At 51.3% G+C, this 24,483-nt stretch carries 21 protein-coding genes; 15 read left to right on the top strand and 6 right to left on the bottom strand.

Annotation, left to right across the window (positions count from 1 at the left end):
• Nucleotides 1-15: 15 nt before the first annotated feature.
• The 3 genes from ELK40_RS03365 to ELK40_RS03355 form a co-directional block, all read right to left on the bottom strand.
• Complete coding sequence (locus ELK40_RS03365; RefSeq protein ID WP_111964146.1) at nucleotides 16-276, bottom strand: XapX domain-containing protein; 261 nt, start codon at nucleotides 274-276, stop codon at nucleotides 16-18.
• Complete coding sequence (locus tag ELK40_RS03360) at nucleotides 273-494, bottom strand: DUF1427 family protein (RefSeq protein ID WP_032660957.1); 222 nt, start codon at nucleotides 492-494, stop codon at nucleotides 273-275. The genes ELK40_RS03365 and ELK40_RS03360 overlap by 4 nt, the downstream gene beginning before the upstream one ends.
• Nucleotides 495-555: 61 nt before the next feature.
• On the bottom strand, nucleotides 556-1,242 hold the full coding sequence (locus ELK40_RS03355; RefSeq protein ID WP_047059056.1) for a hydrolase: 687 nt from the start codon (nucleotides 1,240-1,242) through the stop codon (nucleotides 556-558).
• A 218-nt stretch (nucleotides 1,243-1,460) separates the two neighbouring features.
• Here ELK40_RS03355 and ELK40_RS03350 point away from each other — a divergent pair, with 218 nt between their 5' ends.
• Genes ELK40_RS03350 through ELK40_RS03335 form a run of 4 tightly spaced genes read left to right on the top strand, consistent with a single transcriptional unit; the run spans nucleotide 1,461 to nucleotide 6,207 of the window.
• Nucleotides 1,461-3,332 (top strand): amidohydrolase, encoded by a 1,872-nt coding sequence (locus tag ELK40_RS03350; RefSeq protein ID WP_127729452.1) that lies wholly within the window; start codon nucleotides 1,461-1,463, stop codon nucleotides 3,330-3,332.
• Entirely contained in the window at nucleotides 3,332-3,739 is a 408-nt protein-coding gene (locus ELK40_RS03345) for a DoxX family protein (RefSeq protein WP_127729450.1), read from the top strand. Before ELK40_RS03350 ends, ELK40_RS03345 begins: the two co-directional genes overlap by 1 nt.
• Nucleotides 3,736-5,355 carry an MFS transporter gene (locus ELK40_RS03340; protein ID WP_127729448.1) on the top strand — a complete coding sequence of 540 codons (1,620 nt, stop codon included), beginning with the start codon at nucleotides 3,736-3,738 and terminating at the stop codon, nucleotides 5,353-5,355. Before ELK40_RS03345 ends, ELK40_RS03340 begins: the two co-directional genes overlap by 4 nt.
• 30 nt (nucleotides 5,356-5,385) lie before the next feature.
• On the top strand, nucleotides 5,386-6,207 hold the full coding sequence (locus ELK40_RS03335; protein ID WP_127729446.1) for an alpha/beta hydrolase: 822 nt from the start codon (nucleotides 5,386-5,388) through the stop codon (nucleotides 6,205-6,207).
• Nucleotides 6,208-6,315: 108 nt separating this feature from the next.
• On the opposite strand, the gene fosA is transcribed toward ELK40_RS03335, so the two are convergent.
• Nucleotides 6,316-6,741: a FosA/FosA2 family fosfomycin resistance glutathione transferase gene (fosA, locus tag ELK40_RS03330; RefSeq protein ID WP_127729444.1), complete on the bottom strand. Its 426-nt coding sequence runs from the start codon at nucleotides 6,739-6,741 to the stop codon at nucleotides 6,316-6,318.
• Between the two features lie 199 nt (nucleotides 6,742-6,940).
• On the opposite strand from fosA, the gene trpS reads away from it, so the two are divergent.
• Complete coding sequence (gene trpS / locus ELK40_RS03325; RefSeq protein ID WP_127729443.1) at nucleotides 6,941-7,942, top strand: tryptophan--tRNA ligase; 1,002 nt, start codon at nucleotides 6,941-6,943, stop codon at nucleotides 7,940-7,942.
• Nucleotides 7,943-7,985: 43 nt separating this feature from the next.
• Here trpS and ELK40_RS03320 read toward each other — a convergent pair whose 3' ends face one another.
• Entirely contained in the window at nucleotides 7,986-8,441 is a 456-nt protein-coding gene (locus ELK40_RS03320; protein ID WP_127729441.1) for a SymE family type I addiction module toxin, read from the bottom strand.
• A gap of 300 nt (nucleotides 8,442-8,741) precedes the next feature.
• On the opposite strand from ELK40_RS03320, the gene ELK40_RS03315 reads away from it, so the two are divergent.
• Together ELK40_RS03315 and ELK40_RS03310 are read left to right on the top strand one after the other, a co-directional pair.
• On the top strand, nucleotides 8,742-9,611 hold the full coding sequence (locus ELK40_RS03315; protein WP_058683993.1) for a phosphorothioated DNA-binding restriction endonuclease: 870 nt from the start codon (nucleotides 8,742-8,744) through the stop codon (nucleotides 9,609-9,611).
• Nucleotides 9,612-9,926: 315 nt separating this feature from the next.
• Nucleotides 9,927-11,960: a hypothetical protein gene (locus ELK40_RS03310; RefSeq protein WP_127729439.1), complete on the top strand. Its 2,034-nt coding sequence runs from the start codon at nucleotides 9,927-9,929 to the stop codon at nucleotides 11,958-11,960.
• A 393-nt stretch (nucleotides 11,961-12,353) separates the two neighbouring features.
• On the opposite strand, the gene ELK40_RS03305 is transcribed toward ELK40_RS03310, so the two are convergent.
• Nucleotides 12,354-13,214, bottom strand: a complete 861-nt coding sequence (locus ELK40_RS03305; protein WP_127729437.1) for a hypothetical protein — start codon at nucleotides 13,212-13,214, stop codon at nucleotides 12,354-12,356.
• A gap of 329 nt (nucleotides 13,215-13,543) precedes the next feature.
• Between ELK40_RS03305 and ELK40_RS03300 the strand changes: the two genes are divergently transcribed.
• The 8 genes from ELK40_RS03300 (at nucleotide 13,544) to ELK40_RS03255 (ending at nucleotide 24,353) form a co-directional block, all read left to right on the top strand.
• The gene (locus ELK40_RS03300) at nucleotides 13,544-15,985 is read left to right on the top strand and encodes a DEAD/DEAH box helicase family protein (protein ID WP_127729435.1); all 2,442 of its coding nucleotides are present in this window, start codon (nucleotides 13,544-13,546) and stop codon (nucleotides 15,983-15,985) included.
• 71 nt (nucleotides 15,986-16,056) lie between these two features.
• Complete coding sequence (locus ELK40_RS03295) at nucleotides 16,057-17,529, top strand: N-6 DNA methylase (RefSeq protein WP_127729433.1); 1,473 nt, start codon at nucleotides 16,057-16,059, stop codon at nucleotides 17,527-17,529.
• The gene (locus ELK40_RS03290) at nucleotides 17,529-19,301 is read left to right on the top strand and encodes a restriction endonuclease subunit S (protein ID WP_127729431.1); all 1,773 of its coding nucleotides are present in this window, start codon (nucleotides 17,529-17,531) and stop codon (nucleotides 19,299-19,301) included. Before ELK40_RS03295 ends, ELK40_RS03290 begins: the two co-directional genes overlap by 1 nt.
• Nucleotides 19,302-19,311: 10 nt before the next feature.
• Nucleotides 19,312-20,415, top strand: a complete 1,104-nt coding sequence (locus ELK40_RS03285; protein ID WP_127729429.1) for an endonuclease NucS domain-containing protein — start codon at nucleotides 19,312-19,314, stop codon at nucleotides 20,413-20,415.
• 674 nt (nucleotides 20,416-21,089) lie between these two features.
• A complete protein-coding gene (locus tag ELK40_RS03280) occupies nucleotides 21,090-21,401 on the top strand; it encodes a hypothetical protein (RefSeq protein WP_048990848.1) in 312 nt (103 codons plus the stop codon).
• Between the two features lie 1,084 nt (nucleotides 21,402-22,485).
• Nucleotides 22,486-22,947, top strand: coding sequence for a hypothetical protein (locus ELK40_RS03265; RefSeq protein ID WP_206529374.1), 462 nt, complete (start codon nucleotides 22,486-22,488; stop codon nucleotides 22,945-22,947).
• Nucleotides 22,948-22,957: 10 nt separating this feature from the next.
• Nucleotides 22,958-24,094 carry a PAAR domain-containing protein gene (locus tag ELK40_RS03260; protein ID WP_080350508.1) on the top strand — a complete coding sequence of 379 codons (1,137 nt, stop codon included), beginning with the start codon at nucleotides 22,958-22,960 and terminating at the stop codon, nucleotides 24,092-24,094.
• Nucleotides 24,078-24,353: a hypothetical protein gene (locus tag ELK40_RS03255; RefSeq protein WP_048990847.1), complete on the top strand. Its 276-nt coding sequence runs from the start codon at nucleotides 24,078-24,080 to the stop codon at nucleotides 24,351-24,353. Before ELK40_RS03260 ends, ELK40_RS03255 begins: the two co-directional genes overlap by 17 nt.
• The last annotated feature ends 130 nt before the right edge of the window (nucleotides 24,354-24,483 follow it).

Raw genomic sequence — 24,483 nt, 5'->3', positions numbered from 1 at the left:
TCCTCTAAAAAATCATTATACGTCGCGATCGTCCTTCGCGGGCGCAGGGGGCGCCGAGCCGCTGATTTTCGGTACGCATTCGTGACGAAACCAGGCGAGGGTGAGCGGTTCGCGACTCAGTAAACGTCGTCCCACCGGGATGAGCTGTTCGCCCACCAGCATGCCGAACAGGCCAAGCAGGGCGACAACCGGCGGTGCCGGGGAATGAACGTCGAGCAGGGCGTAAATTACCCCAGCAACCACGCCGCACACCAGCGAAATTATCCATGCCTTCATGAGGACGCTCCCGTCTGCGATTTAGCCTGCGGCACGGTCACCTGAGGAGGAGGCGCGCCGTCCCGGGATAACAGATGGCGCGTCGCCTGTTCACCCGCCAGCATCCCCAGCAGGCCAATCAACGCCAGCGCGGGCGGCGCGGGGGAGCGCACCTTCAGCACGGCATACATCAGGCCAATCAACACGCCTGCCGCAAGGGATATCAGCCCAGTACTCATCGTGAACTCCAGAGAAAGAGGCAGCGGCGAGCCGGATGAGGGACCAGCCCGCCAGCGGAACTTAGCGAGCCGGGACCGGCGCTAAGGTGCGGTGCTCGCTCTTCTGGCGAGACGGCGCTTTATGCACCATGGTGTAGGCGTAATCCACGCCCATGCCGTACGCGCCGGAGTGCTCGCGCACGATGTCCATTACCGCGGTATAGGTCTCTTTACGCGCCCAGTCGCGCTGCCACTCCAGCATCACCTGCTGCCAGGTCACCGGGATCACGCCCGCCTGGATCATGCGCTGCATCGCGTAGTCGTGGGCTTCTTTGGAGGTGCCGCCGGACGCGTCCGCCACCATATAAATTTCGTAGTCGCCTTCGAGCATCGCGCAGAGGGCGAAGCTGTTATTGCACACTTCGGTCCACAGACCGGCAACCACCACCTTCTTCTTGCCGTTGGCCTTCAGCGCGTCGCGCACCTTCTGATCGTCCCAGGAGTTCATGGAGGTACGCTCCAGAATGTCCTGGCCCGGGAACACGTCCAGCAGCTCAGGATAGGTATTGCCGGAGAAGCTTTCGGTCTCTACGGTGGTGATGATGGTCGGGATGTTGAACACCTTAGCCGCTTTCGCCAGCGCCACGGTGTTGTTTTTCAGCACCTGGCGGTCAATAGACTGCACGCCAAACGCCATCTGAGGCTGGTGATCGATAAAGATTACCTGACAGTTCGCAGGGGTTAACACTTCGAGCTTTGAAGAGGTCATAGCATTTTCCAGTGGTTAAGGGTAGAAATCGCCGCAAGCGCCGCGACGATAAAGTCACCCTCATCCTGCGGTTTTCCGTCTCCGCGCGTAATTATCTCTTCGTATAGTTAACCTTAGGTATAGTTATACTTTGGTATACCTATCCTATTGTATAACTGGATCTTTGCCGAAACCGGTTCCCATAATCCTGACCATTCCCCTCTCAGTCAGGAGCAGTTATGGTTACCCTCGGTAAAGCCGATCTCATTCTGGTTAACGGCCAGTTTCACACCGTCGATCGCGAGAACCCCGTCGCGGAAGCCGTTGCCGTGCGCGACGGAAAATTTCTGGAAGTGGGTACCGTCGCCGAGGTGATGCAACACCACTGCGACGGCACCAAGGTGGTCGACTTAAAAGGCCACACCGCCATCCCCGGCCTGAACGACTCGCACCTGCACCTCATTCGCGGCGGGCTGAACTACAACCTTGAGCTGCGCTGGGAAGGCGTGCCCTCCCTGGCCGACGCCCTGCGGATGCTGAAAGAGCAGGCCCTGCGCACGCCGTCGCCCCAGTGGGTGCGCGTGGTCGGCGGCTGGACCGAGTTCCAGTTTGCCGAGCGCCGCATGCCGACGCTGGACGAAATTAACGACGCCGCGCCGGATACCCCGGTCTTCATCCTGCACCTGTACGACCGCGCCCTGCTCAACCGCGCCGCGCTGAAGGTGGTCGGCTACACCAAAGACACGCCAAACCCGCCGGGCGGGGAGATCCAGCGCGACGCCAACGGCAACCCGACCGGGATGCTGATTGCCCGTCCGAACGCCATGATCCTCTACGCCACGCTGGCCAAAGGGCCGAAGCTGCCGCTGGAGCAGCAGGTGAACTCCACCCGCCAGTTCATGCGTGAGCTGAACCGTCTGGGGCTGACCAGCGCCATCGACGCGGGCGGCGGCTTCCAGAACTACCCGGAAGATTACGAGGTGATCGCCGAGCTGCACGAGAAAAAGCAGATGACCATCCGCATCGCCTACAACCTGTTTACCCAGCGTCCGGGCCACGAGCTGGAAGACTTTGAAAAATGGACCGACATGCTCACGCCGGGCCAGGGCAGCGACTTCTTCCGCCACAACGGCGCGGGCGAGATGCTGGTCTTCTCTGCCGCCGATTTTGAAGATTTCCTCGAACCGCGCCCGGACCTCGCGCCGGGCATGGAGGACGAGCTGGAGCGCGTGGTGCGCCATCTGGTGGAGCACCGCTGGCCGTTCCGCCTGCACGCCACCTATAACGAATCCATCAGCCGCATGCTGGACGTCTTCGAGAAGGTGAACCGCGACATTCCGTTCAACGGCCTGCACTGGTTCTTCGACCATGCGGAAACCGTCACCCAGGCCAACATCGACCGCATCAAAGCGCTCGGCGGCGGCATTGCCGTGCAGCACCGCATGGCCTTCCAGGGGGAGTACTTTGCTGAGCGTTACGGCATCGAAGCCACCCGCCACACGCCGCCGGTGGCGAAAATGCTGGAGACCGGCGTGCCGGTGGGCTTAGGAACGGACGCCACCCGCGTGGCGAGCTACAACCCGTGGACCGCGCTCTACTGGCTGGTCTCCGGTCGTACCGTTGGCGGGATGCAGATGTACGACCACAGCGCCCGACTGGATCGCGATACCGCCCTGATGCTCTGGACCCAGGGCAGCGCGTGGTTCTCCAGCGAGCAGAACCAGAAGGGGCAGATCAAGGTCGGCCAGCTCGCCGACCTGGCGGTGCTCAGCAAAGACTACTTCCGCGTGCCGGAAGAGGAGATCAAGGGCATTGAGTCCGTTCTCACGGTGGTCAACGGCGACATCGTCTACGCCGCGGGCAGCTTTGGCCCGCTTGCGCCGCCGGCCATTCCGGTTCTGCCCGAGTGGTCCCCGGTGGTCAAGGTGCCGGGCCACTACCGCAGCGCGCCGCCGCAGGCCGCACGCGTGGGCATGAGCGCTGTCCACCACTGCAGCGGCCCGTGCGGAGTTCACAGCCACCAGCATGATTTCGCCCGCACGTCAGCGATGCCGGTGTCAGACGATAACGCTTTCTGGGGGGCGCTGGGCTGCAGCTGCTTTGCATTCTGATGAAAAACACCTTTACCCCGCCCCGGGTCGACCTGGGGCTGTTCTTCCTGCGCCTGACCGGCAGCCTGCTGCTGCTCTACGTGCACGGCCTGCCGAAGGTGCTGCACTTCAGCGAAGAGCTGACGCGCATTGAAGATCCGTTCGGCTTCGGGCCCTGGGCGAGCCTGATCCCGGCGATTGTCGCCGAGGTGATTTGCCCGCTGTTGATCATTGCGGGCGTGTACACCCGCCTGGCGTGCCTGCCGATTATCGCCGTGCTGCTGGTGGCGATGCTGGCGGTTCACCCGAACTGGTCGATTGCCGAAGGGCAGTTTGGCTGGCTGCTGCTGATTATCTTCACCACCCTAGCCCTCACCGGGCCGGGCCAGTGGCGACTGCAGCGTAAGACAGCGGAGAGATTCGCATGACCCAGGTTAACGACGTTCGCGACGCACACGTCGAGACGACGCCCGCACCGACGGTTTCGCCCTGGCAGCCGCTGAGCCAGCCGGTGTTCCGCATGCTGTGGATCGCCACGGTGGTCTCTAACGTCGGCTCATGGATGAGCGACGTCGGCATCAACTGGAGCATGCTGACCCTGAGCGCCGACCCGCTGGATATCGCGCTGGTGCAGGCGGCCAGCAGCCTGCCGATGTTCCTCTTCGCCCTGCCGTCCGGGGTGATGGCGGACATCGTTGACCGGCGTAAATACCTGCTCTTCTCCCAGCTGTGGGTGTTCATCGCCGCCGCCGGGCTGACGGTGCTCTCCTTCACCGGACACGTCACCCCTGCCGTTCTACTGGTGGCGACGTTTCTGCTGAGCGTGGGGGCGGCGATGAGCTCGCCGCCGTTCCAGGCCGTGGTGCCCGATCTGGTGAGCAAGCCGGAGCTGGGCGCCGCCGTGGCGCTGAACTCGCTCGGGGTGAACATCAGCCGGGCGATTGGCCCCGCGCTGGGCGGTTTTCTGCTGTCGCTCGCCGGGCCGTGGATGGTGTTTGCCCTCAACGCGCTCTCCGTGGTCGGCGTGGCGTGGGTGCTGTGGCGCTGGCGTCCGGCCCCGTCCATACAGCGTCTGCCGCCGGAGCACTTCTTCTCCGCGGTGCGCTCCGGGATTCGCTACGTGCACGCCGCGCCGGTGCTGCGCAACGTGCTGGTGCGCACGGTAGCGTTCTTCGTTTTCGGCAGCGCGGGCTGGGCGCTGCTGCCGCTGGTGGCGCGCCGCGAGCTGGGTTTAGGCCCGGCGGGCTACGGCGTGATGCTGGCGTGCATTGGCCTGGGGGCCATTGCCGGGGCCATCCTGCTGCCGCGCCTGCGCCAGCGGCTGAACGCCGACCGGCTGATGGTGGCCGCGAGCCTGACCTTTGCCCTCACCATGCTGGCGCTGGCGTTCGTGCGCCACGTCTGGCTGCTCAACCTGTTTGAGTTCTTCACCGGCTTCGCGTGGATTGCGGTGCTCTCGACGCTGAACCTCGGCGCCCAGCGCAGCGCTGCCCGCTGGGTGAAAGCCCGGGCGCTGGCGGTCTACCTGACGGTGTTCTTCGGCTCGATGACCGCGGGCAGCGCCATCTGGGGGCAGATTGCCTCCCGGTTCGGCACCCCGACCGCGCTGGTTGTCGCCACGCTGGGGATGGTGCTGGCAAGCGCCACCGTGTTCCGCTGGAAGCTGGAGAAAGACCCGGAATTGAACCTCGACCTGAGCGGTCAGCCTCTGGACGGCGTGGAGATTGACCTGCCGAACGAGCGCGGCCCGGTGCTGGTCTCGCACGAGTACATCATTGACCCGCACAACGCGAAAGCCTTCCTGGAGGCGGTACACGAGCTGCGCAGGGTGCGACGCCGCGCAGGAGCGATGAGCTGGGCGGTATATGAGGATATTGAGCGCCCCGGCCTGTTTATTGAGACCTTCCTGATGGGCTCGTGGATAGAGCATCTGCGCCAGCAGGAGCGCCACACCATGAATGACCTCCTGCTGCAAAGCCGCGTTCTGGCTTTTCATCAGGGCACAACATCGCCGGCAATTCGTTATCTGGTCGCGCCGGTATAACCATAACCATCACCTGCACAGGAACACACTATGGCAACGTTTAAGGCAAAAGACGGCACGCAGATTTACTACAAAGAAGGCGGCGCGGGCAAACCGATTCTCTTCAGCCACGGCTGGCCGCTGGACGGCGACATGTGGGACAGCCAGCTGAACTACCTGGCCGAGCGCGGCTTCCGCGCCATCGCCTTTGACCGTCGCGGGTTTGGCCGCTCGGATCAGCCGTGGAACGGCTACGACTACGACACCTTTGCGTCCGACATCAACGACCTGATCACCACCCTGGACCTGCGCGAAGTGACGCTGGTGGGCTTCTCCATGGGCGGCGGCGACGTAACCCGCTACATCAACAACTACGGCAGCGCGCGCGTGGCCGGTCTGGCGCTGCTGGGCGCTGTGACGCCAATCTTCGGCAAATCCGACTCCTTCCCGCAGGGTGTGGATCAGAGCGTGTTCGACGGCATTCGCGACGGACTGCGTAAAGATCGCGCCCAGTTTATCAGCGACTTCGCCACGCCGTTCTACGGCACCAACGCCGGGCAGACCGTTTCCGCCGGTGCCCTGACCCAGACGCTGAACATCGCCCTCCTGGCGTCGCTGAAGGGCACCATCGACTGCGTGACCGCGTTCGGCGAAACCGACTTCCGCCCGGATATGGCGAAAATCGACGTGCCGACGCTGGTGATCCACGGCAGCAACGACCAGATCGTGCCGTTTGAAAGCACCGGCAAGCTGGCGGCAGAGATGATCAAAAACGCCACGCTGAAGGTGTACGACAACGCGCCGCACGGCTTCGCGCTGACCCACCAGGACCAGCTCAACGAAGACCTGCTGGCGTTTGTGAAGTCGCTGTAATTTTTTCCAGGCCGGGTAAGGCGCAGCCGCCACCCGGCGCTTTCGCTCCGCCAGCGGCACGTAGCCAGTGATTGCTGAGACAGGACCTGCAGGCTGAAGGTGCGCGCCTCAAGCCTCGTCTGAGGTAAACACCATGCCCGCGTAGGGTTTCTCGCGACACGCCGCCAGCCGCGCGGCGAGGCTGCCCACGTGCAGCTCCAGCTTGTGCCCGTCCGGGTCGAGAAAATAGAACGACGCTCCCTCGCTTTTATTCTGCTTCCAGACGGTGACGCCCGCCTGCTCCAGCCTTTGCGAGAACGGTTCAAAATCTGCCTCCGCGACGGTAAACGCGTAGTGGGTATAGTCGTTCTCCTGCGGCGGCACGTACCGGCGCGCCTCGTCGTACGACAGGCAGACCCACAGATCGCCGCAGGTGAGATAGGCCCCGGTATTCCAGCGGGCGTGCAGCGCAAGCCCCAGCAGCTCGTGCCAGAAGGTAACGCTTTTTTGCAGGTCGCTGACCGCGAGGGTCAGGTGGTTGAGTGATTGCAGCATGACGTGCCCTTTTGTTTTTCGCGCCGGACGTGGTACGGTAAAGAGATGAACATAAACCACGCCGTCCTCACCGTAAACCGCTGGTGGCTGCCTTCTTAAAGGCGGCACGGAGTAGTTTTCCCCATTTTCAGATAGCCGCCGAAAGGCGGCTTTCTCACATCTAAGACCCCTTTCGGCAACTGCCCATTAAGGAGTCTTTATGAACGCACCAACTATCCTCACCGGCGATCGCCCAACCGGCCCGCTGCACCTCGGCCACTTCGTCGGATCGCTGCGCCAGCGCGTGGCGCTCCAGCAGACGCACAGCCAGTTTGTGCTGATTGCCGACCTGCAGGGGCTGACCGACAACGGCAGCAACCCGCAAAAAATCCGCGACAACATCCCCGAAGTGCTGGCCGACTACCTCGCCGCCGGCATCGACCCGAACCTGACCACGATCTGCCTGCAGTCCGCCCTGCCCGCCCTCGCCGAGCTGACGATGCTGTATATGAACATCGTCACCGTCGCCCGCGTGGAGCGTAACCCGACCGTGAAAAACGAGATTGCGCAGAAGGGCTTTGCCCGCTCGCTGCCGGTCGGGTTTATGGCCTACCCCATCAGCCAGGCGGCGGACATCACCGCGTTCAAGGCCGAGTGCGTGCCCGTCGGCGACGACCAGCTGCCGATGATTGAGCAGACCAACGAGATTGTGCACAAGATGAACAGCCTGCTGCCCGCCCCGGTGCTGCGCCACTGCAAGGCGATGCTGAGCGACACCAGCCGCCTGCCCGGCATCGACGGCAGCGCCAAGATGTCGAAATCGCTGGGCAACACGCTGCACCTTTCTCCCAGCGAAGAGACGATCCACCGTGCGGTCAGCGCCATGTACACCGACCCGAACCACCTGAAGGTGAGCGACCCTGGGCAGATTGAGGGGAACGTGGTGTTTACCTACCTCGACGCGTTTCATCCGGACAAGGAGAAAGTGGCGGCGATGAAGGCGCACTATCAGGCGGGCGGGCTGGGCGACCGGGCGTGCAAGAACGAGCTGGAAGCGTGCCTGCAGGAGCTGATTGCGCCGATGCGGGAGCGGAGGGCGATGTATATGCAGGATAAAGGTGAGCTGATGACGATGCTGAAGCGCGGGACCGAACGGGCGCAGGGGGTGACGCAGGAGACGTTGAGGGAGGTGAAGGTGGGGCTGGGGGTGCCGGTGTTTTGAGAGCGATATAAAGAATAATCCCGGCGCAGGGCCGGGATATTTATCAGGCGTTGCGCTTAATCACCGGAATATCGCCGGTATCATTTAACGCGCCCGGAAATGTTTTTAACCACTGCGCGACTTTCTGTTTATTGATATTCACCACACTCATCCCTTCGAGGCATCCCCATAATTCTCTTGTATGTTGTGGCGTAATCACAATGCAGTCTTTCATGGCGCGGATTTTCACGGGCATGCCGTTGATAAAGCCCGCACGGGTTAACCAGTCGCCACCCAGCAGAAGATATTTCATGTCTATGCGCGCATACAATTCGCAGCAGGCGGCACTATCCTGCGGCGTTTCCGCGCGGGGATGAACTGGCGCCGCGTTGGGCGGGTTGCCGTGCAGACGGCGGGCGCTGTTTTTGCGTACCAGCTCGCGGTTTTCAATCACGCCGGTGAAAGCGTCTGATTCTGTTTTGCAAACAGTAAACTCTGGCTTAAAATTCGTCGCAGCCATTTTCAACTCCTCTATAGTTGGTTGTGGTTAGCGGTATGGGGGTGTTGCAGCACCTTCATATCGCGAATTCTTCTTTAAATATTCTTCAATATTTCCTTTGCCGTTCGGCGTAATTTCTGGTGCTCATTATACAGGGCTGAATATAAATACAGCGGTTTGGTGTGGGGTAAATTTGGAATTTGCGAGGGGGGTTCAGGAAATAGAGCTGGGTGCGGTAAGGTCATGTTTTTGTTGATTATGGGTTGATCGGTTTGAGTTTTGCGAGCATCATCGCAATTATTTACCTTCTTGCGTAACGCGATGGCTTCCAGCAAAACTCTCGAACAGGCAATTGCCGACATCACCATCTGGCGCAAAGGTGAACAGCGTGCGCCGCATAAGCCTTTATTGCTTCTGTACGTGCTGGCGAACTATCAGCAGGGGCATGCGCGACTGTTTGATTACGGAACCGAGGTCCACGAGCAGCTACTTGGCCTGTTAGAACGCTTTGGCCCACAGAGGAAGGCGCATTACCCGAATATGCCTTTCTGGCGGCTCAAGGGGGACGGGTTTTGGGATCTGAAGAATACTGAGTTCTGTTCGACCATTGGCAGTAAGCAACCGCCTGTTAAAGAACTTGTAGAACATAACGTCGCAGGCGGGTTTGATGAAGAACACTTTGCGCTGCTGAGTAAGAACAAAAACCGGATCGGCTCGCTTGCGCAGCAGATTCTTGAAGCGCATTTTCCGGAAAGTATTCAGGAAGAGATCGCGGATGAGATGGGTTTTGATATCCAGCAGATTCGTAAGGTTCGCGATCCGCTATTCCGCCAGCAGGTACTGCGTGCTTATAACTATGAATGTGCAATCTGCGGATTCAACATGCGGCATGATAACGCCTCTGTCGGACTTGAAGCCGCGCATATCAAGTGGAAGCAGTTTGGCGGACCGTGTGAGATCCCGAACGGACTGGCGCTGTGCGCGATTCATCATAAGGCGTTTGATAAGGGATCGATTGGATTGGATGAGAGTATGCGGGTTCTCGTGTCTGAGGCGGTGAATGGGGGCGGGATTGTTGGGCGGTTGTTCTGGGATTTTGCTGGTAAGCAAATTACGCTGCCGGTGGTGAAAGGGAATTATCCAGGGGAAGGGTTTGTTGAGTGGCATCGGAGAGAGGTGTTTAGAGAGTGAATTCGAAGACTGGACCAGAATTTCATACCTAATAGAATTATATCGATGCAATATATAATTAGATATACCCATACTCATACATTAATAATCTTACAAAAAAGAAATGTTCCTTATGAACACAATATTTTCATCAAGCAGGCAACTTTGATCGCCAGTTATGAATTAAATAGATATAAGATCTATGTCTTTTCCACGCCACAAAACCATGCTCACATTGTGATCAAAGTTTCATTTTTTCTTTGTTATATACTCTTTATCTTGATGTATCCAAAGAGTTATAGTGTCATTTGGTATACGCTCATGTAGAGAGGAAATATGCGACCCATCCATCCCCTTATCAAAGCGGCAAGAGATAAGAAATTGCCACATCCCGCTCAGTTGAATGAATTCAAACCAGAGCACTGGATTAAATTCATGAATGAAATAGGTCCGTTAACTGCAGAAGCCTCTGCATACATTTCAGGAGCTAATTGGCTTAATTTTCATTTCCAATGCGTAGAGAACACTCGGAAGCAAATTTGCTTCTTAACAGGTTGCAAACCTGAATATCACGAAATGATTAGGGCGCATATAGCCAGCGCTAATTATGCTTTTTGGCAAGTATGTGACGAACAGGACGAGAAGTTTGACGACATAAGCAATACAGCTATAGAACAGTTTATTACTTCAAAAACCTCGAAGGTAGGAAAAAGCGATCCAGTAAGTGTTAATAGTGTAAATATGCATAGACTTGACAGTCTTAGAGGCCCATTATTCGAGCTATTTAAATATAAGGATCGCATGCATATATTATTTCCTGATGATCGTCCAATAAAGTTGTCAAAACTTGATCTTTATCTCTCAGAAATGAAGATGTCTCAGCATTTTCATAATTTTTCTTCACTTTGGCAAGACTTGCTTTATGGCCGTGCAATATTCACTTATCAGCACAAAAGAGTCTTTTTCATGCAATGTCATTCTGATTATCACCGCATGAAAACGATTGCCGAATTTCGTCGAGATCATTTTTTAGCCACCTCGATTACTGAAGCTCGAACCATAATGGACAAATTTAATAACATCCATCTTTTTTCAACTTATTTACATTTTGAACCTGGTAAAGCTTTGAGCATAGTACCATGGCAAACATTATCTCAACGGGCTCAAATGATAGCCAGATTTCAGCCTTTATCGGCTCTTATTCAGCTTGATGACCATCTTAAAGCGTTATTAACAAGGAAATCACTCCCCTGTATTGAACGCACTTTACAAAGTGTTTTAGATGTATGGGTTCATCTATCCGTGCTAGCTGTTCAAATTGATGAAAAACTACATACAAACGTGTCAATAAACGACTGGTCAACATTACTTCATCTTGCTCCTCAGTTTGAGCGCTCTATTATTATTGAGTTACTAATACAATGTTGTGAATATAGTAAAGCTGAAATCATCGCGGCTTTAGATTTATTGACCTGGAAAGGGAAATCACCACAGGAAGACTTATGGGTGCAACCTCTGGTTTCTATTGAGGATAATTATATTTTCCCGATCAGCGCATTTCTGACTGCAAGTCTCACCCGCAATATTGATTGCTGGATGGCCAAAATAGATCCCAAAGATACTCGCCGTGGAAGTTTATTTGAGAAAGATTTGCTCAGAGTATTGGAAGAGTGCCGAAATGGAAATCAGGTAATGAAAGAACATTTGCACTATACGAATGCAATTGAACCAAGCTATCATGGGCATAGCGAAGAGATAGATCTTTCTTTTTCTTTCGGAAATTTACTAATTGTTGTAGAAGCTCGTAGCCGTAAAACATCCATAACTCCGCTAGATTATGATAATGAACTTTTCGACTCTAACGGACTGATGCACAAAACCAACCAAGCAATTAGAAAAGCTACCTTTGTTAGGGAGCATCTTGAGCATTTTTGTCGGGATTATTATCCCCATTTATCAGGAACAGAGAAAATAGAGGTAATCCCACTAGTAATCATCAACGGTCAATTTCATGCTGGCTTTCCATTAAATGATGTGCCGATTATAGATCCGGCACTTTTGTTTCATTATCTTAGAGATCGTGAGGTGCGTTTTATGGCAACAGTACCTTACGATAAACATCAGTACGGCATTCCACTCTGGCAGACCCTCGAAGAGGCTCAGACTCGGTTCAAGGATTATCTTTCGTTTCCAACTTTGATAAAGATTTACGATTCTATGTGCAGAGAGTCCGTAAAATGCTCCAACAATCTCGGTGAGACGTTTGATGAGGTAGTATCGCTTACATACGAAATTGATTTTATGGGATGGCAAGAGCAATTGGCTCATGTCGAACGAGTCTTTCCAAATCAATTTGTAAAATATTACTGACATGAATCACGTGAAGTAGAGGCAGTATAGCGGTCAGATGAGATCCCGAACAAACTAGCATTATGTGCGATTCATTATAAGCCGTTTGAGAAGGGATCGATTTGGCTGGATGAAAGTATGTGGGTAACGATACCCCAAGTGTTAGATGGTAGCGGGGTTATCAGTCGATTGCTTTAATTTTTTGCAGAGAAGAAAATTGCGTTTCAGTTTGTGAAAGAAATTATCCGTTGTAGGAAGGCTTATATCTAGCCATGTTATTTTATAGTTCATTGAACACATGGAGTGGGAAATTATTTTGCACGTACAGTCTATTACCTTCGTAAAATTAGCGTACTTTCCATTTATATTAGTTGGAAATATATATTCATATGCTTTTTGCAAAGCAAGCTGATTTTATAAATCCTGGTCTAATTTATATCTTCTCAGTACGATATAACTCAGATCACCACACCATAGTATTGGTTTGCCTGTTGTTGCATATGTGCATGTACCAATAATTAGTGCATGACATCCATCTAATTCATCAAGACTGTTTTTGACTTTAAACTGCTCTTTAAATTCACTTGCAATTTCGCGATTGATACAAACGCTTAAGCCAGACTTAATGTTACCTGCATTTAACCAAATTTTTCCATCTCTTGTTTGCCCAACATCACTAATAAAACCCCAAAAAATTCTACGTGCACCGTCCATCCATGGTGCAACGTTAATGAATTCGACAAATAGTTCTCCCCCACGGTCCGGTAAATCATTAAAGGATTGTTCTGTGAACCCTACCTTTTTATCTGCGTAGCATGATCCTTTAGACTGTACTAACTTGTAAAGCAGGTTTTTTAAAGTGTGGTGTGCAGGATATTTATGATTCCCACCACCAACCATTTTTTCACCCGTGAATTTTTGTCCCTGAGGTGTAGTGTCAGAGTTATCCGCTGCTGTTTTGACATTAATGTCGTAGCCTTGCATTAATCTCAAATCAAGTACTATGCCGCTGTCAGCATCTGAAGCAGGTAATCCCCTATTTTCATCACCTTCCCCTACAGCTTCGTATGAGGTCCCTAGTGAGCAGTTTTCTAGGTGATGGGCGCAAAAATGAGGTGAGTCATTTCCGTAACTTGCACGCCTGAACCATGCATCCCCCTTGCATTCTGTACAAAGCAAACTCCGTCTCTTCAGTTGGATCTCAGCAGGAGGTAATGCGAAAAATGCATCTGCACTCCATTCTTTTTCATCAATAGTACAGAAAGCTTTATCCATTAAGATCCCCTCCTCCAAGCTATCTATCAATCCTACCATTACTTATAAAGTACATTTAATTAGATGAGTTGATCCAGTTCAAATTAATGGGAAAAGCTGGTGTACGATTTGAATAACCACTGATTTGACAGACAATTAAGTCCATATTTCGTTTATGTAGTTAACTTCAGACATTATTAAAGATGAAAATCTATGGTAGAAAAGCTCAGAAATTGCCTTGCCAAGAACAGATTTTAACGCTAACAACCCAAAACCTCGTTTCAGGTCATTACGTCAGACACTATTCTGTGTAAAATCAGAGCTAACCCAATATCGTGGAGTACTCTGCTATGGCTGGCGTGAACAAAACGCTCCTGACTGAAACGGATATCATTAGCAAATTTATCCTGCCTGCAGTGAAAGATGCTGGCTGGGATGATTTGGCGCAGATTCGTCAGGAAGTAAAACTGCGCGATGGCAAAATTGTAGTCCGTGGCAAACTGGCCTCACGTATCAAAGTGAAATCTGCCGATATCGTGCTGTACCACAAGCCGAACTTGCCGTTGGCAGTCATCGAAGCCAAGGCCAATAAGCACGCCATCAGCAAAGGAATGCAGCAGGGCCTGGACTACGCCAGCTTGCTTGATGTGCCTTTTGTGTTTGCCTCCAATGGTGATGGTTTTATCTTCCACGATAAAACCAATCCGCAGCAGCTCGAATCCGAAATTGCCCTCAGCGACTTCCCAACACCTGAGCAGCTCTGGCAAAAATACTGTACCTGGAAAGGGTTCACTCAGGAGCAATTGCCCGTTATTAGTCAGGATTATTACGATGACGGTAGCGGCAAATCTCCTCGTTACTATCAGATGCAGGCGATCAACCGAACGGTAGATGCCGTGTCGGCAGGAAAGAATCGCATTCTACTGGTGATGGCAACCGGTACAGGCAAAACCTATACCGCGTTCCAGATTATCTGGCGGCTGTGGAAGGCAAAAAATAAAAAACGCATCCTGTTCCTTGCGGACCGCAATATTCTGGTCGATCAAACGAAAAACAACGATTTCCAGCCTTTCGGTACGGCAATGACCAAAGTTACCGGACGTACCATTGATCCGGCGTACGAGGTCCATCTTGCGTTATACCAGGCTATTACCGGACCGGAAGAACATCAGAAAGCCTATAAACAGGTAGATCCAAATTTCTTCGACCTAATTGTGATTGACGAATGCCACCGTGGCAGCGCGTCTGAAGATTCAGCCTGGCGAGAGATTCTGGAATATTTCGGCAGTGCCACACAGGTTGGCCTGACGGCGACGCCAAAAGAAACGGAAGACGTCTCCAATATCGATTACTTCGGTGAGCCGGTTTACACCTATTCTCTCAAAGAGGGTATTGAAGACGGTTTTCTCGCCCCCTATAAAGTCGTGCGCGTTGACATCGATGTTGATGTTCAGGGCTGGCGGCCCGTCAAAGGCCAGCTGGATAAATACGGCGAAGAGATTGAAGACCGAATCTATAACCTGAAAGATTTTGACCGCAAACTGGTCATTGATGAACGCACCATGCTGGTTGCGCAGACCATCACCGATTACCTGAAACGCACCAATCCGATGGATAAAACCATTGTTTTCTGCAACGACATCGATCACGCCGACCGCATGCGCCACGCGCTGGTGGTGCTCAACCCTGAGCAGGTGTTGAAGAACGAAAAGTACGTGATGAAAATCACCGGCGACGATGACATCGGCAAGGCACAACTCGATAACTTTATTAATCCTAAGAAAGCCTACCCCGTTATCGCGACAACATCAGAGCTGATGACAACCGGCGTTGATGCGCAGACCTGCAAGCTGGTCGTACTGGATCAGAACATCCAGTCGATGACTAAATTTAAACAGATCATCGGGCGCGGCACACGTATCAACGAAAAGCACGGCAAGCTGTGGTTCACCATACTCGACTTCAAAAAAGCGACCGAGCTGTTTGCCGACCCACGCTTTGACGGTTTGCCGGAAAAAGTACTGGTGGTTAAACCCGACGATATCTCCGATGAAAGCTCCGACTTCAATGAGCGGCTGGAAGAAGAAACCCTTAATGATGATGTCGATAAACCTGCCAGTGAAGTGCGAGAAGACGCTGCTGAGTATCACGTTAAACGCGACAACCATTCCGGAAACGGTGAATTTCATAGCGATGATGCAGACAAAGTCCGCAAATTCTATGTGAATGGTGTGGCGGTGAAAGTCCTGGCGAAGCGCGTTCAGTATTACGATTCTGACGGCAAGTTGGTCACTGAATCCTTCCAGGATTACACCCGCAAAACGATGCTGAAAGACAGCGAGTACGCCTCGCTGGATAGCTTCGTGCGCAAATGGCAGGAGGCACCTCGCAAGCAGGCGATTATTGAAGAACTGGCGCAGCTGGGAATTCTGTGGGACGTGCTGGCCGAAGAGGTGGGTAAAGATCTCGACCCGTTTGATTTGCTCTGCCATGTGGTGTACGGTCAGCCGCCGTTAACCCGGCAGGAGCGCGCGGCCAACGTACGTAAGCGCAACTATTTTACGAAATACGCCGAACCGGCTCAGCAGGTTCTCAATACCCTGCTGGACAAATACGCCGATGAAGGCGTGCAGGAAATCGAGGATGTTCAGGTGCTAAAACTGAAGCCGTTCGATGCACTGGGTCGCCCAATTGAGATCATCAAAACCCGATTTGGCGACAAAAAGGCGTATGAGCAAGCCGTTAACGAACTGGAAAACGAAATCTACCAGCTTCCGCCGCGCTCAGCCTGATAACACGTAAATTTATTGCCACTGGCCGCAACTGCGACCGGTGGCATCCTTTTTAAGTATGGAAAGAAAACATGTCGATTAGTTCAGTCATTAAATCTCTTCAGGACATTATGCGTAAAGACGCCGGTGTGGACGGCGATGCCCAGCGTCTGGGGCAGCTTTCATGGCTGCTATTTTTGAAGATTTTTGATACCCAAGAAGAAGAGCTGGAACTGGAGCAGGATGACTACCAGTTCCCGATCCCGCAGCGTTATTTATGGCGTAGCTGGGCGGCAAACAGCGAAGGCATCACCGGTGATGCGTTGCTGGAATTTGTGAACGATGACCTGTTCCCGACGCTGAAAAACATCACCGCGCCGATCGATAAGAACCCACGTGGCTTTGTGGTCAAACAGGCGTTCAGCGATGCCTACAACTACATGAAGAACGGTACGCTACTGCGTCAGGTGATCAACAAACTTAACGAAATCGACTTCAGCAGCAGCCAGGAACGCCACCTGTTTGGCGATATCTACGAACAGATTCTGCGCGACCTGCAAAGCGCCGGGAATGCGGGTGAATTCTATACCCCGCGGGCCGTGACGCGCTTTATGGTCAACCGTATAGACCCGAAACTCGGCGAGTCGATTATGGACCCGGCTTGCGGAACCGGCGGTTTCCTTGCCTGCGCGTTCGATCATGTCAAAGACAATTACGTCAAAACCACCGAAGATCATAAAACCCTGCAACAGCAAATTCACGGTGTCGAGAAAAAACAGCTTCCACACCTGCTGTGTACCACAAATATGCTGCTGCACGGCATTGAAGTACCGGTGCAAATCCGTCATGACAACACGCTCAACAAGCCTCTCTCTTCCTGGGATGAGCAGATTGATGTTATTGTCACCAACCCACCGTTTGGCGGCACTGAAGAAGACGGCATTGAGAAGAACTTCCCGGCAGAGATGCAGACCCGCGAAACCGCCGACCTGTTCCTGCAGCTGATTATCGAAGTGCTGGCAGACAAAGGCCGCGCGGCGGTGGTATTGCCAGACGGCACGCTGTTTGGTGAAGGTGTAAAAACCAAAATCAAAAAGCTGCTCACCGAAGAGTGCAACTTGCATACCATTGTGCGCTTGCCGAACGGCGTGTTTAACCCGTACACCGGTATCAAAACCAATATTCTGTTCTTCACCAAAGGCCAGCCAACAAAACAAGTGTGGTTCTACGAACATCCGTACCCGGACGGCGTGAAGAACTACAGCAAAACCAAACCGATGAAGTTTGAAGAGTTCCAGGCGGAAATCGACTGGTGGGGCAATGAGGCCGATGGTTTTGCCAGCCGTGAAGAGAACAATCAGGCGTGGAAAGTGGGCATCGACGACATCATCGCCCGCAACTTCAACCTTGATATCAAGAACCCGTACCAGGGTGAAACCATCAGCCACGATCCGGATGAGCTGCTGGCGAAGTACCAGAAACAGCAGACAGACATCAGCGAGCTGCGTAACCAGCTGCGCGATATTCTTGGTGCAGCTCTGGCAGGCAACAAGGGGGCGAACTGATGACCGTAGAGAAGCTGATCACCGACCATATCGATATCTGGTCCTCTGCGCTGCAAGCCCGCTCCACTGCCGGGCGTGGTAGCAATGGCAAAATCGACCTCTATGGTATTAAGAAACTGCGAGAGCTGATTCTGGAACTGGCGGTGCGCGGCAAACTGGTGCCGCAGGACCCGAATAATGAGCCTGCATCGGAGTTATTGAGATCTAATGAAAAAAGAAAGCAAGAATTAGCAAAAGATGGCAGCATGAAAACCGCTGCAAACGGTAATATCAATGTCGCCGATTATTACCTTGAGACACCTAAAAATTGGTCATGGATAAGACTGGGAAATTTAGCAAAGTTTATCGATTATCGTGGTAAAACTCCAAAAAAGACAGAGTCTGGCATCAGGCTCATAACAGCTAAAAATATTAAAAAAGGTTTTATCGATCTTAATCCGGAAGAGTTCATTGCTGAACAAGATTACCAATCATGGATGACAAGAGGTTTTCCTAAAAATGGTGATATTTTATTCACCACAGAAGCTCCTCTAGGTAATGCAGCAATTATTGATTTGGATGATAAATTTGCTCTTGCACAACGCTCTATATGTTTTCAATGGCATATTCCAGAAATAAGTCCATTTATGCTTATTCAAATTTTAGCAAAACCGTTCCAATCGCAGCTTAATGATCAATCTACGGGGATGACAGCTACGGGTATTAAGGCTGCAAAACTCAAAGAGATTCCAGTAATATTGCCACCAATGCTTGAACAAAAAAAAGTCGTAGCGAGGGTTAAAGAGCTCATGTCCCTCTGTGACCAACTGGAGCAGCAATCCCTTTCCAGTCTGGACGCACATCAGCAACTGGTTGAAACCCTGCTGGCAACGCTGACCAACAGCCAAAATGCCGAAAAACTCGCCGAAAACTGGGCGCGAGTCAGCCAGCATTTCGACACACTGTTTACTACCGAAGCGAGTATCGACGCGCTTAAGCAAACCATTCTGCAACTGGCGGTAATGGGTAAGCTGGTGCCGCAAGATCCTAACGACGAACCTGCGTCTGAACTGCTTAAACGTATTGAGCAGGAAAAAGCACAGCTGGTGAAAGAAGGCAAAATTAAAAAGCAAAAGCCGTTGCCGCCAGTGAGTGATGAGGAAAAAACTTATGTGCTACCAATGGGATGGGAATGGTGTCGCATTGGTGAAATCATTGCAAATATGGATGCTGGCTGGAGTCCAGCTTGTTCTCCTGAATCATCCCCCAATGGAAATGTTTGGGGAGTATTAAAAACTACTGCAGTGCAGCGTTTGGAGTATAGACAACAGGAAAATAAAACCTTGCCAAGTAGTAAACTGCCCCGACCTCAATATGAGGTTCAGGATGGTGATATCTTAGTAACAAGAGCGGGGCCAAAAAACAGAGTCGGTATTTCGTGTTTAGTTGAAAAAACACGGCCTAGGCTAATGATATCGGACAAAATCATCAGATTTCATTTAATTTCAAATGATATATCAGCAAAATATATTTCATTATGCCTTAACTGTGGGGTGACAGCTGATTATTTGGAAGCATCGAAATCTGGTATGGCTGAAAGCCAAATGAATATATCTCAAGAAAATTTGAGGTCAGCACCAGTGGCACTTCCTCCTGCGGCAATTCAATGGAAGGTAATATCCACGATTGAAGACTTTTTCAAAGTATGTGACCAACTCAAATCCCGCCTGCAATCCGCCCGGCAAACCCAGCTCTATCTGGCGGATGCGCTCACCGACGCAGCATTAAACTAAGGAACAAACGATGCCGGTTCATCATGCTATCTGGCGGGTGGGGGAGAACCCTCATCCGCTAACCATCAGCAAGCTCGCCAGTGAGCAACTGCTGGAGAAGATGATTTTAAACGACCCCACTATCCTTTCTGACCAGTGGATGATCATCGGACATCAGGAATATACGTTCGATAAAGGGCGTATCGATCTGCTGGCTATCGCACCGGATGCGTCACTGATCCTGATTGAACTGAAACGCGACCGCACGCCGCGTGAAGTGGTTGCTCAGGCGCTGGATTACGCCTCCTGGGTGGATGACTTAACCGCCGATCGCCTGTCGCAGATTTATGAAAAATTCTCAGATGGCGGAAATCTTGGGGAGGCATTTAAGCAACGCTTTAATGCCGAACTGGAAGAAGAGTCGCTCAATCAGTCGCATCAAATCATTATCGTGGCGGCGGAGCTGGATCCCTCCACCGAGCGTATTGTCGATTATCTGAGCAAGAATGGCATCTCGATTAACGTTCTGTTCTTTAAAGTATTCCAGCACGGTGACGAACAGTTCTTAAGTCGTGCCTGGCTTATCGATCCGAGCGAAACGCAAACCAATGCCGCGCAGGCCACTGCCGGAACAAGTGCCAATGCTAAGGAACCCTGGAATGGCGAGTTTTATGTCTCTTTCGGCGATCCGCAAAGCCGCGTCTGGGAAGAGGCACGTCGATATGGCTTTATCAGTGCGGGGGGTGGAAGCTGGTATAGTCAGACTTTAAAACAGCTTCAGCCGGGCGACCGCGTTTGGGTAAAAATCCCAGCAACGGGTTACGTTGGAGTTGGTATTGTTCAGAGCGCAGTTGAACCAGCCAGCAGCTTTACGATCAAAACGGAACACGGCGAAATGCCTGCAATAGATGTTCTTAAATACAGCGATCTGTATCGCCAGAATGCAGACGATCCCGACAAATCAGAATATTTTGTTCCTGTGAAATGGCTGGAAACCCGATCCGAACTCGAAGCGGTGAATGAGGTAGGTTTCTTTGGCAACCAAAACACGGTCTGTAAGCCAACGACTCCCAAATGGCGTTTTACTGTAGAAAAATTGAAGCGCTATTTCACGCAATGGGATACAGAGAAATAAGTTGTAAAAGAGACGTGAAAAGTCCTTCAAAGTACTGCAATCCCTGCAAAGTAAGGCGTGTTGAGCGCCTTACTTTGCATATAGCAGTGCCAGAAAGCATCAAACATATGCCATAATTACACACTTTTCCGTTATATTAACTCTCTAGAGAACCTCAGGGCATCGCATCCGTAACTGGGGTCTTACGGTACGGAGCCTGTCACAGCTCTTACAACCTACGAGATTAATTATTCAGGGCAATAACCCGCCATTTATATTTAAGCCATACACTACTCGGTCGGTATATTCTTGGGGAGCTATATGTCGACCAAGCCACAAGTGAAAAATTCACGCCTCCGCAGAATCTGAATTGCACACGGCAGTGCGCAAAACCGACGGCGCAGTAGACCGCCCAACTAACCCTAAAAATCTCTCCACTTTTCCTTAAAAATCCATGCATGCATAACTTGCATGGATTAGCTTGCGATTTACCGACACAAAATTCATCGTCAGCACCACAATAGATAGGCCTGAAGGCTATTCATGCGCATGCTGCGCAGGCGTGGTGGGGGCATCCAGATAACAATAATTAAAAATAAGTTTTGACTTCGCAATGTTTGTTTAAATGCTGCGTCGATCACACACAATAACCTACTAATCGTGAATATTATCTAAGTAACTACAAAGGAGAGTATATGCGCGATAAATTTATTGATGCGATTCATAGTCGCTCTAAAATCATGTTAACTTTTTATTCAAAAGAAGATAACGCGACAATCACGAGATTAACCGCTCCTATGGACTTCGGCCCTAGCCGTAGAGCACATGATAAAAGTGACAGGTTTCATTTTTGGGATTACGAAAGTGATAAAAAAAATCATGTTCTCAGTTTGAGGCCTGAAGCTATTAAATCTCTAGTGGTAATCGCTCAAAATTTTCACCCGCAAGAGTTTGTTAGCTGGACACCCAACTGGTTTATCCCCAGAGATTGGGATCAATACTCTTAATTATATGAGGCTACTAAGGTAGCCTTTTAAATTTATGCATCACAGTGAGGTAACGCTATTAAGTTCCAGATACTCGGTTATGATTTACAAAAGAGATACGCATAATGCTCTGATTTAAATAAACTTTATTATCTTCCTTCAAGAGCCTTCAGATACAAACCATCGCATCAGCCATTTTATAGATTTTGTTTTTTTAGTGTAGATTTAGATCAGGCTACCATTCAGCTTTATTTGGGGGCACAGTTCATATCGAAGTTAAAATGCCCCCTATGTTATCCGCATTTCAACGGGCATCCATGGAAGACTTAGGATGTAAAATCACTGTGTACATTCATTTTTAAGGGTAATTGGACTTTCTCAGATGGTCTTGGAAGTACTAACGGAACGACGGCCGGACTCGAACCGACACGTATTTCTACGGTCGTCCGCTTGTCTGGCAAGTTCCTCTAATACTCTGAATAAAATGCAAAAACAGGTAATAACGTCGACATTTCACACTGTTCAAAATCAAGTGCAAAAGCCCTGACAAAATTACTGGGGTTAACATGATTTACAAGCGAGATCGTTACTTAGTTTTAGCTCCTGTGTGGGAATAAAAGGAACCATAGGGTGTCATTCTTTTCGCAGGTTTTCTGCAACGCAGGTATGGAGAAATCCAATTGCAACCTTGCCTTAGCTATGAAAGCGCTTAACTCTTCTGACCCTAAAGTGACCATGAACTATTTGAAGATTGACGCTAAGAGCGTGGGCGCTGCCTTTGCAAACATATTGGGGTGATTAACATGAAATGCTTGTTTGTGCTGACGCTGGCTCTACTGCCAGCCCACGCCTCCACAGGGATCAGACAGACGAACAGGAGATAGGCAACGCGAAGGTGTGTATCTACAGCAACGCCAACCTTACGGAGACTGTGACGATCAGACCGTCCGAACAGTGCAAATACACCAGGACATTCAAGGAGGACTAACCCCCTTTACGGGTTGTTACGAAACACAGTTTCGCTTAAGCCTAATACTTATTGTTAATGTGGTTATTGTTTGTAAAATAGCCGCTGAAATTATTTCCATAGCAAGTAGAGGGACCTATGAAGCAGTACACCAACGAACTTACACCTGAAATGCTGGCAGCTTTTGACGAATCACCATTCACAGCCGAACAACTCGCCGCAATGACCGATGAATCCCGTTCTCTCATCGAAAAACAAAACGCCTACAATCTCGCTCATCCCGTTACAGCAGCTTATCTGATCGCTACAGAGGGCAGCTTGACACGTAATGGTGGGAAAGTTTTTAGTGAATATAACGGACGGCAGATCAAACTTGATGACGGCACAATGCTAAACGTGTCTCGAGTTGGCGATGAAGTGCGTTACCCAGATGGAACGTCCGCGAAGATCTCCAATGGTGTGGGAAACACACCAGGCGAATCTATTGCCCTTGTTGGTAGCTCGCTGGATAACGGCGATGAAATTATTAGCTGCCCACAAAATGCCGGAAGAAGAGTAGTCCGAGCCGGGGAATCGTTGCCAGAAAACTTTCTGAAATAAGGCGGTCACTATGGCATCGGTTAACAGGGGTTGCACGGTTCACGGTAAGAACGTTGGTCTACACGGAGATAAAACTTCTACAGGCGCACAATGTATTGCCGCCCGCCCTGGTATGTCTGTTATGGGCTTGTGGAAACTCTACATCGGCGATAAGACCACTCCTTGCCCGAAATGCGGGAAAGTGGGGGTAATTGTGAGCGGTGATCCTCGCTGTTCCAATAGCGCCGCAGTCGCCGTGGATGGTGCGGAAATCCTTTGCGGTTGTCCCCAGGGTACTAATTTTCTTATCGCTCCTGGCACAGTTGAGGTTAATACCCCTTCCTGGGCGACAGCGCCTGTAGAGCCAGTGCAGCACGCCCAGGCAGTGAAGAAGCAGAACAGCGTTACTGACACCTGCAAGCCAGAGGATAACCCGTTATTGAACGGTGTTTACATCTGGACTGAAACCAAAAATGCAGGTCACGCTTTCGTTTCGGTACACGAGAATAACAATGTCTATCTCTACACGTATGGTCGCTATGGCAGAACCAATCGTGGAGGCTTTACGGGAGATGGTGTTCTTAACTTCCTGCAAGATGAAGATGCAAGGGTTTACTATCGTTCTGAACTCTATGAGATGGGTGCTCGTGTTTTCCGCATAGACGATGCTGACCCGGTGAAGACAAGAGCATTCTTCGAAGACTTATGGAACAGCAGTAAGCCAGCTATACACACATCAAAAATGCCAGAGACAACAAGAAGGAGAGGCCATACCATTGATGAGTATGACGTTACTGGCAGCAACTGCACAACACATTCAGTTGCGGGGATTAAGTATGCTGGCTCTACGGTATTTGAGCACGGTTACACATCTACGACGACCCAACTACCTATTGAAGCCGAGGAAGATTTCACCGTTCCGGTATCGCTGCAAAGATTTCTCATCGCGAAGGGTGGAGACATGTCCTCAATGCTTGTCGTTGAGATGACAGAATTATTCAAAGAGCAATACCCTAATTCAGATAACTTACAACCATTCCAGGAAACTACCGGCGGGGTAGTTCAGCATGTTGCTGCGGAAGGTGCTGCCACTGGCGATTCATTGTCTCCGTTTTCCGGCGGCACTGTAGGTGGCGTATTAGGGGGATCATATGGCGATGACGAATAGAACTAAAACCGTTTTCCGATGGGGTGGGATTGTCATTGTATCGCTATGCTACTTTATCGCACTGGTGCTATCTACCTTCTCTTTTTCCGCATTCAGCGAGAGTGAAAGTATGCAGTTTTCTGGCCCAATCCCATTAAAAGAGTACCAAGCTTCTATAGACTCGATCATGCAAGCCACTGATGGCGTTTTTACTGTCGCCTTTTTTGGCTTTGCGATCTGCGTGCCACTCATCCTACTGATCTTTAAAAAGGTGAGATGACCGTCAAAGGCTGGAGAGATCCAGCCTTTCCCCTCCTCACTGATTTTAGACAATACAAGTCTCATGCCGTTGGTGGTAAGACAACGCGCGGAGCCGTTAAGCAACTTCACCAGGGAGTGTCAGATAGTGA

This window comes from Enterobacter sp. N18-03635 (genome assembly GCF_004006055.1).
GTDB lineage: Bacteria > Pseudomonadota > Gammaproteobacteria > Enterobacterales > Enterobacteriaceae > Enterobacter > Enterobacter vonholyi.
Note: the sequence above shows the minus strand (reverse complement) of the source record. Positions and strands in the feature narration are given on the sequence as shown.

Bases quoted from the DNA above. Each gene is read 5' to 3' on its own strand.
- ELK40_RS03365 (WP_111964146.1), bottom strand. From the start codon at position 276: ATGAAGGCATGGATAATTTCGCTGGTGTGCGGCGTGGTTGCTGGGGTA.
- ELK40_RS03360 (WP_032660957.1), bottom strand. From the start codon at position 494: ATGAGTACTGGGCTGATATCCCTTGCGGCAGGCGTGTTGATTGGCCTG.
- ELK40_RS03355 (WP_047059056.1), bottom strand. From the start codon at position 1,242: ATGACCTCTTCAAAGCTCGAAGTGTTAACCCCTGCGAACTGTCAGGTA.
- ELK40_RS03350 (WP_127729452.1), top strand. From the start codon at position 1,461: ATGGTTACCCTCGGTAAAGCCGATCTCATTCTGGTTAACGGCCAGTTT.
- ELK40_RS03345 (WP_127729450.1), top strand. From the start codon at position 3,332: ATGAAAAACACCTTTACCCCGCCCCGGGTCGACCTGGGGCTGTTCTTC.
- ELK40_RS03340 (WP_127729448.1), top strand. From the start codon at position 3,736: ATGACCCAGGTTAACGACGTTCGCGACGCACACGTCGAGACGACGCCC.
- ELK40_RS03335 (WP_127729446.1), top strand. From the start codon at position 5,386: ATGGCAACGTTTAAGGCAAAAGACGGCACGCAGATTTACTACAAAGAA.
- fosA (WP_127729444.1), bottom strand. From the start codon at position 6,741: ATGCTGCAATCACTCAACCACCTGACCCTCGCGGTCAGCGACCTGCAA.
- trpS (WP_127729443.1), top strand. From the start codon at position 6,941: ATGAACGCACCAACTATCCTCACCGGCGATCGCCCAACCGGCCCGCTG.
- ELK40_RS03320 (WP_127729441.1), bottom strand. From the start codon at position 8,441: ATGGCTGCGACGAATTTTAAGCCAGAGTTTACTGTTTGCAAAACAGAA.
- ELK40_RS03315 (WP_058683993.1), top strand. From the start codon at position 8,742: ATGGCTTCCAGCAAAACTCTCGAACAGGCAATTGCCGACATCACCATC.
- ELK40_RS03310 (WP_127729439.1), top strand. From the start codon at position 9,927: ATGCGACCCATCCATCCCCTTATCAAAGCGGCAAGAGATAAGAAATTG.
- ELK40_RS03305 (WP_127729437.1), bottom strand. From the start codon at position 13,214: ATGGATAAAGCTTTCTGTACTATTGATGAAAAAGAATGGAGTGCAGAT.
- ELK40_RS03300 (WP_127729435.1), top strand. From the start codon at position 13,544: ATGGCTGGCGTGAACAAAACGCTCCTGACTGAAACGGATATCATTAGC.
- ELK40_RS03295 (WP_127729433.1), top strand. From the start codon at position 16,057: ATGTCGATTAGTTCAGTCATTAAATCTCTTCAGGACATTATGCGTAAA.
- ELK40_RS03290 (WP_127729431.1), top strand. From the start codon at position 17,529: ATGACCGTAGAGAAGCTGATCACCGACCATATCGATATCTGGTCCTCT.
- ELK40_RS03285 (WP_127729429.1), top strand. From the start codon at position 19,312: ATGCCGGTTCATCATGCTATCTGGCGGGTGGGGGAGAACCCTCATCCG.
- ELK40_RS03280 (WP_048990848.1), top strand. From the start codon at position 21,090: ATGCGCGATAAATTTATTGATGCGATTCATAGTCGCTCTAAAATCATG.
- ELK40_RS03265 (WP_206529374.1), top strand. From the start codon at position 22,486: ATGAAGCAGTACACCAACGAACTTACACCTGAAATGCTGGCAGCTTTT.
- ELK40_RS03260 (WP_080350508.1), top strand. From the start codon at position 22,958: ATGGCATCGGTTAACAGGGGTTGCACGGTTCACGGTAAGAACGTTGGT.
- ELK40_RS03255 (WP_048990847.1), top strand. From the start codon at position 24,078: ATGGCGATGACGAATAGAACTAAAACCGTTTTCCGATGGGGTGGGATT.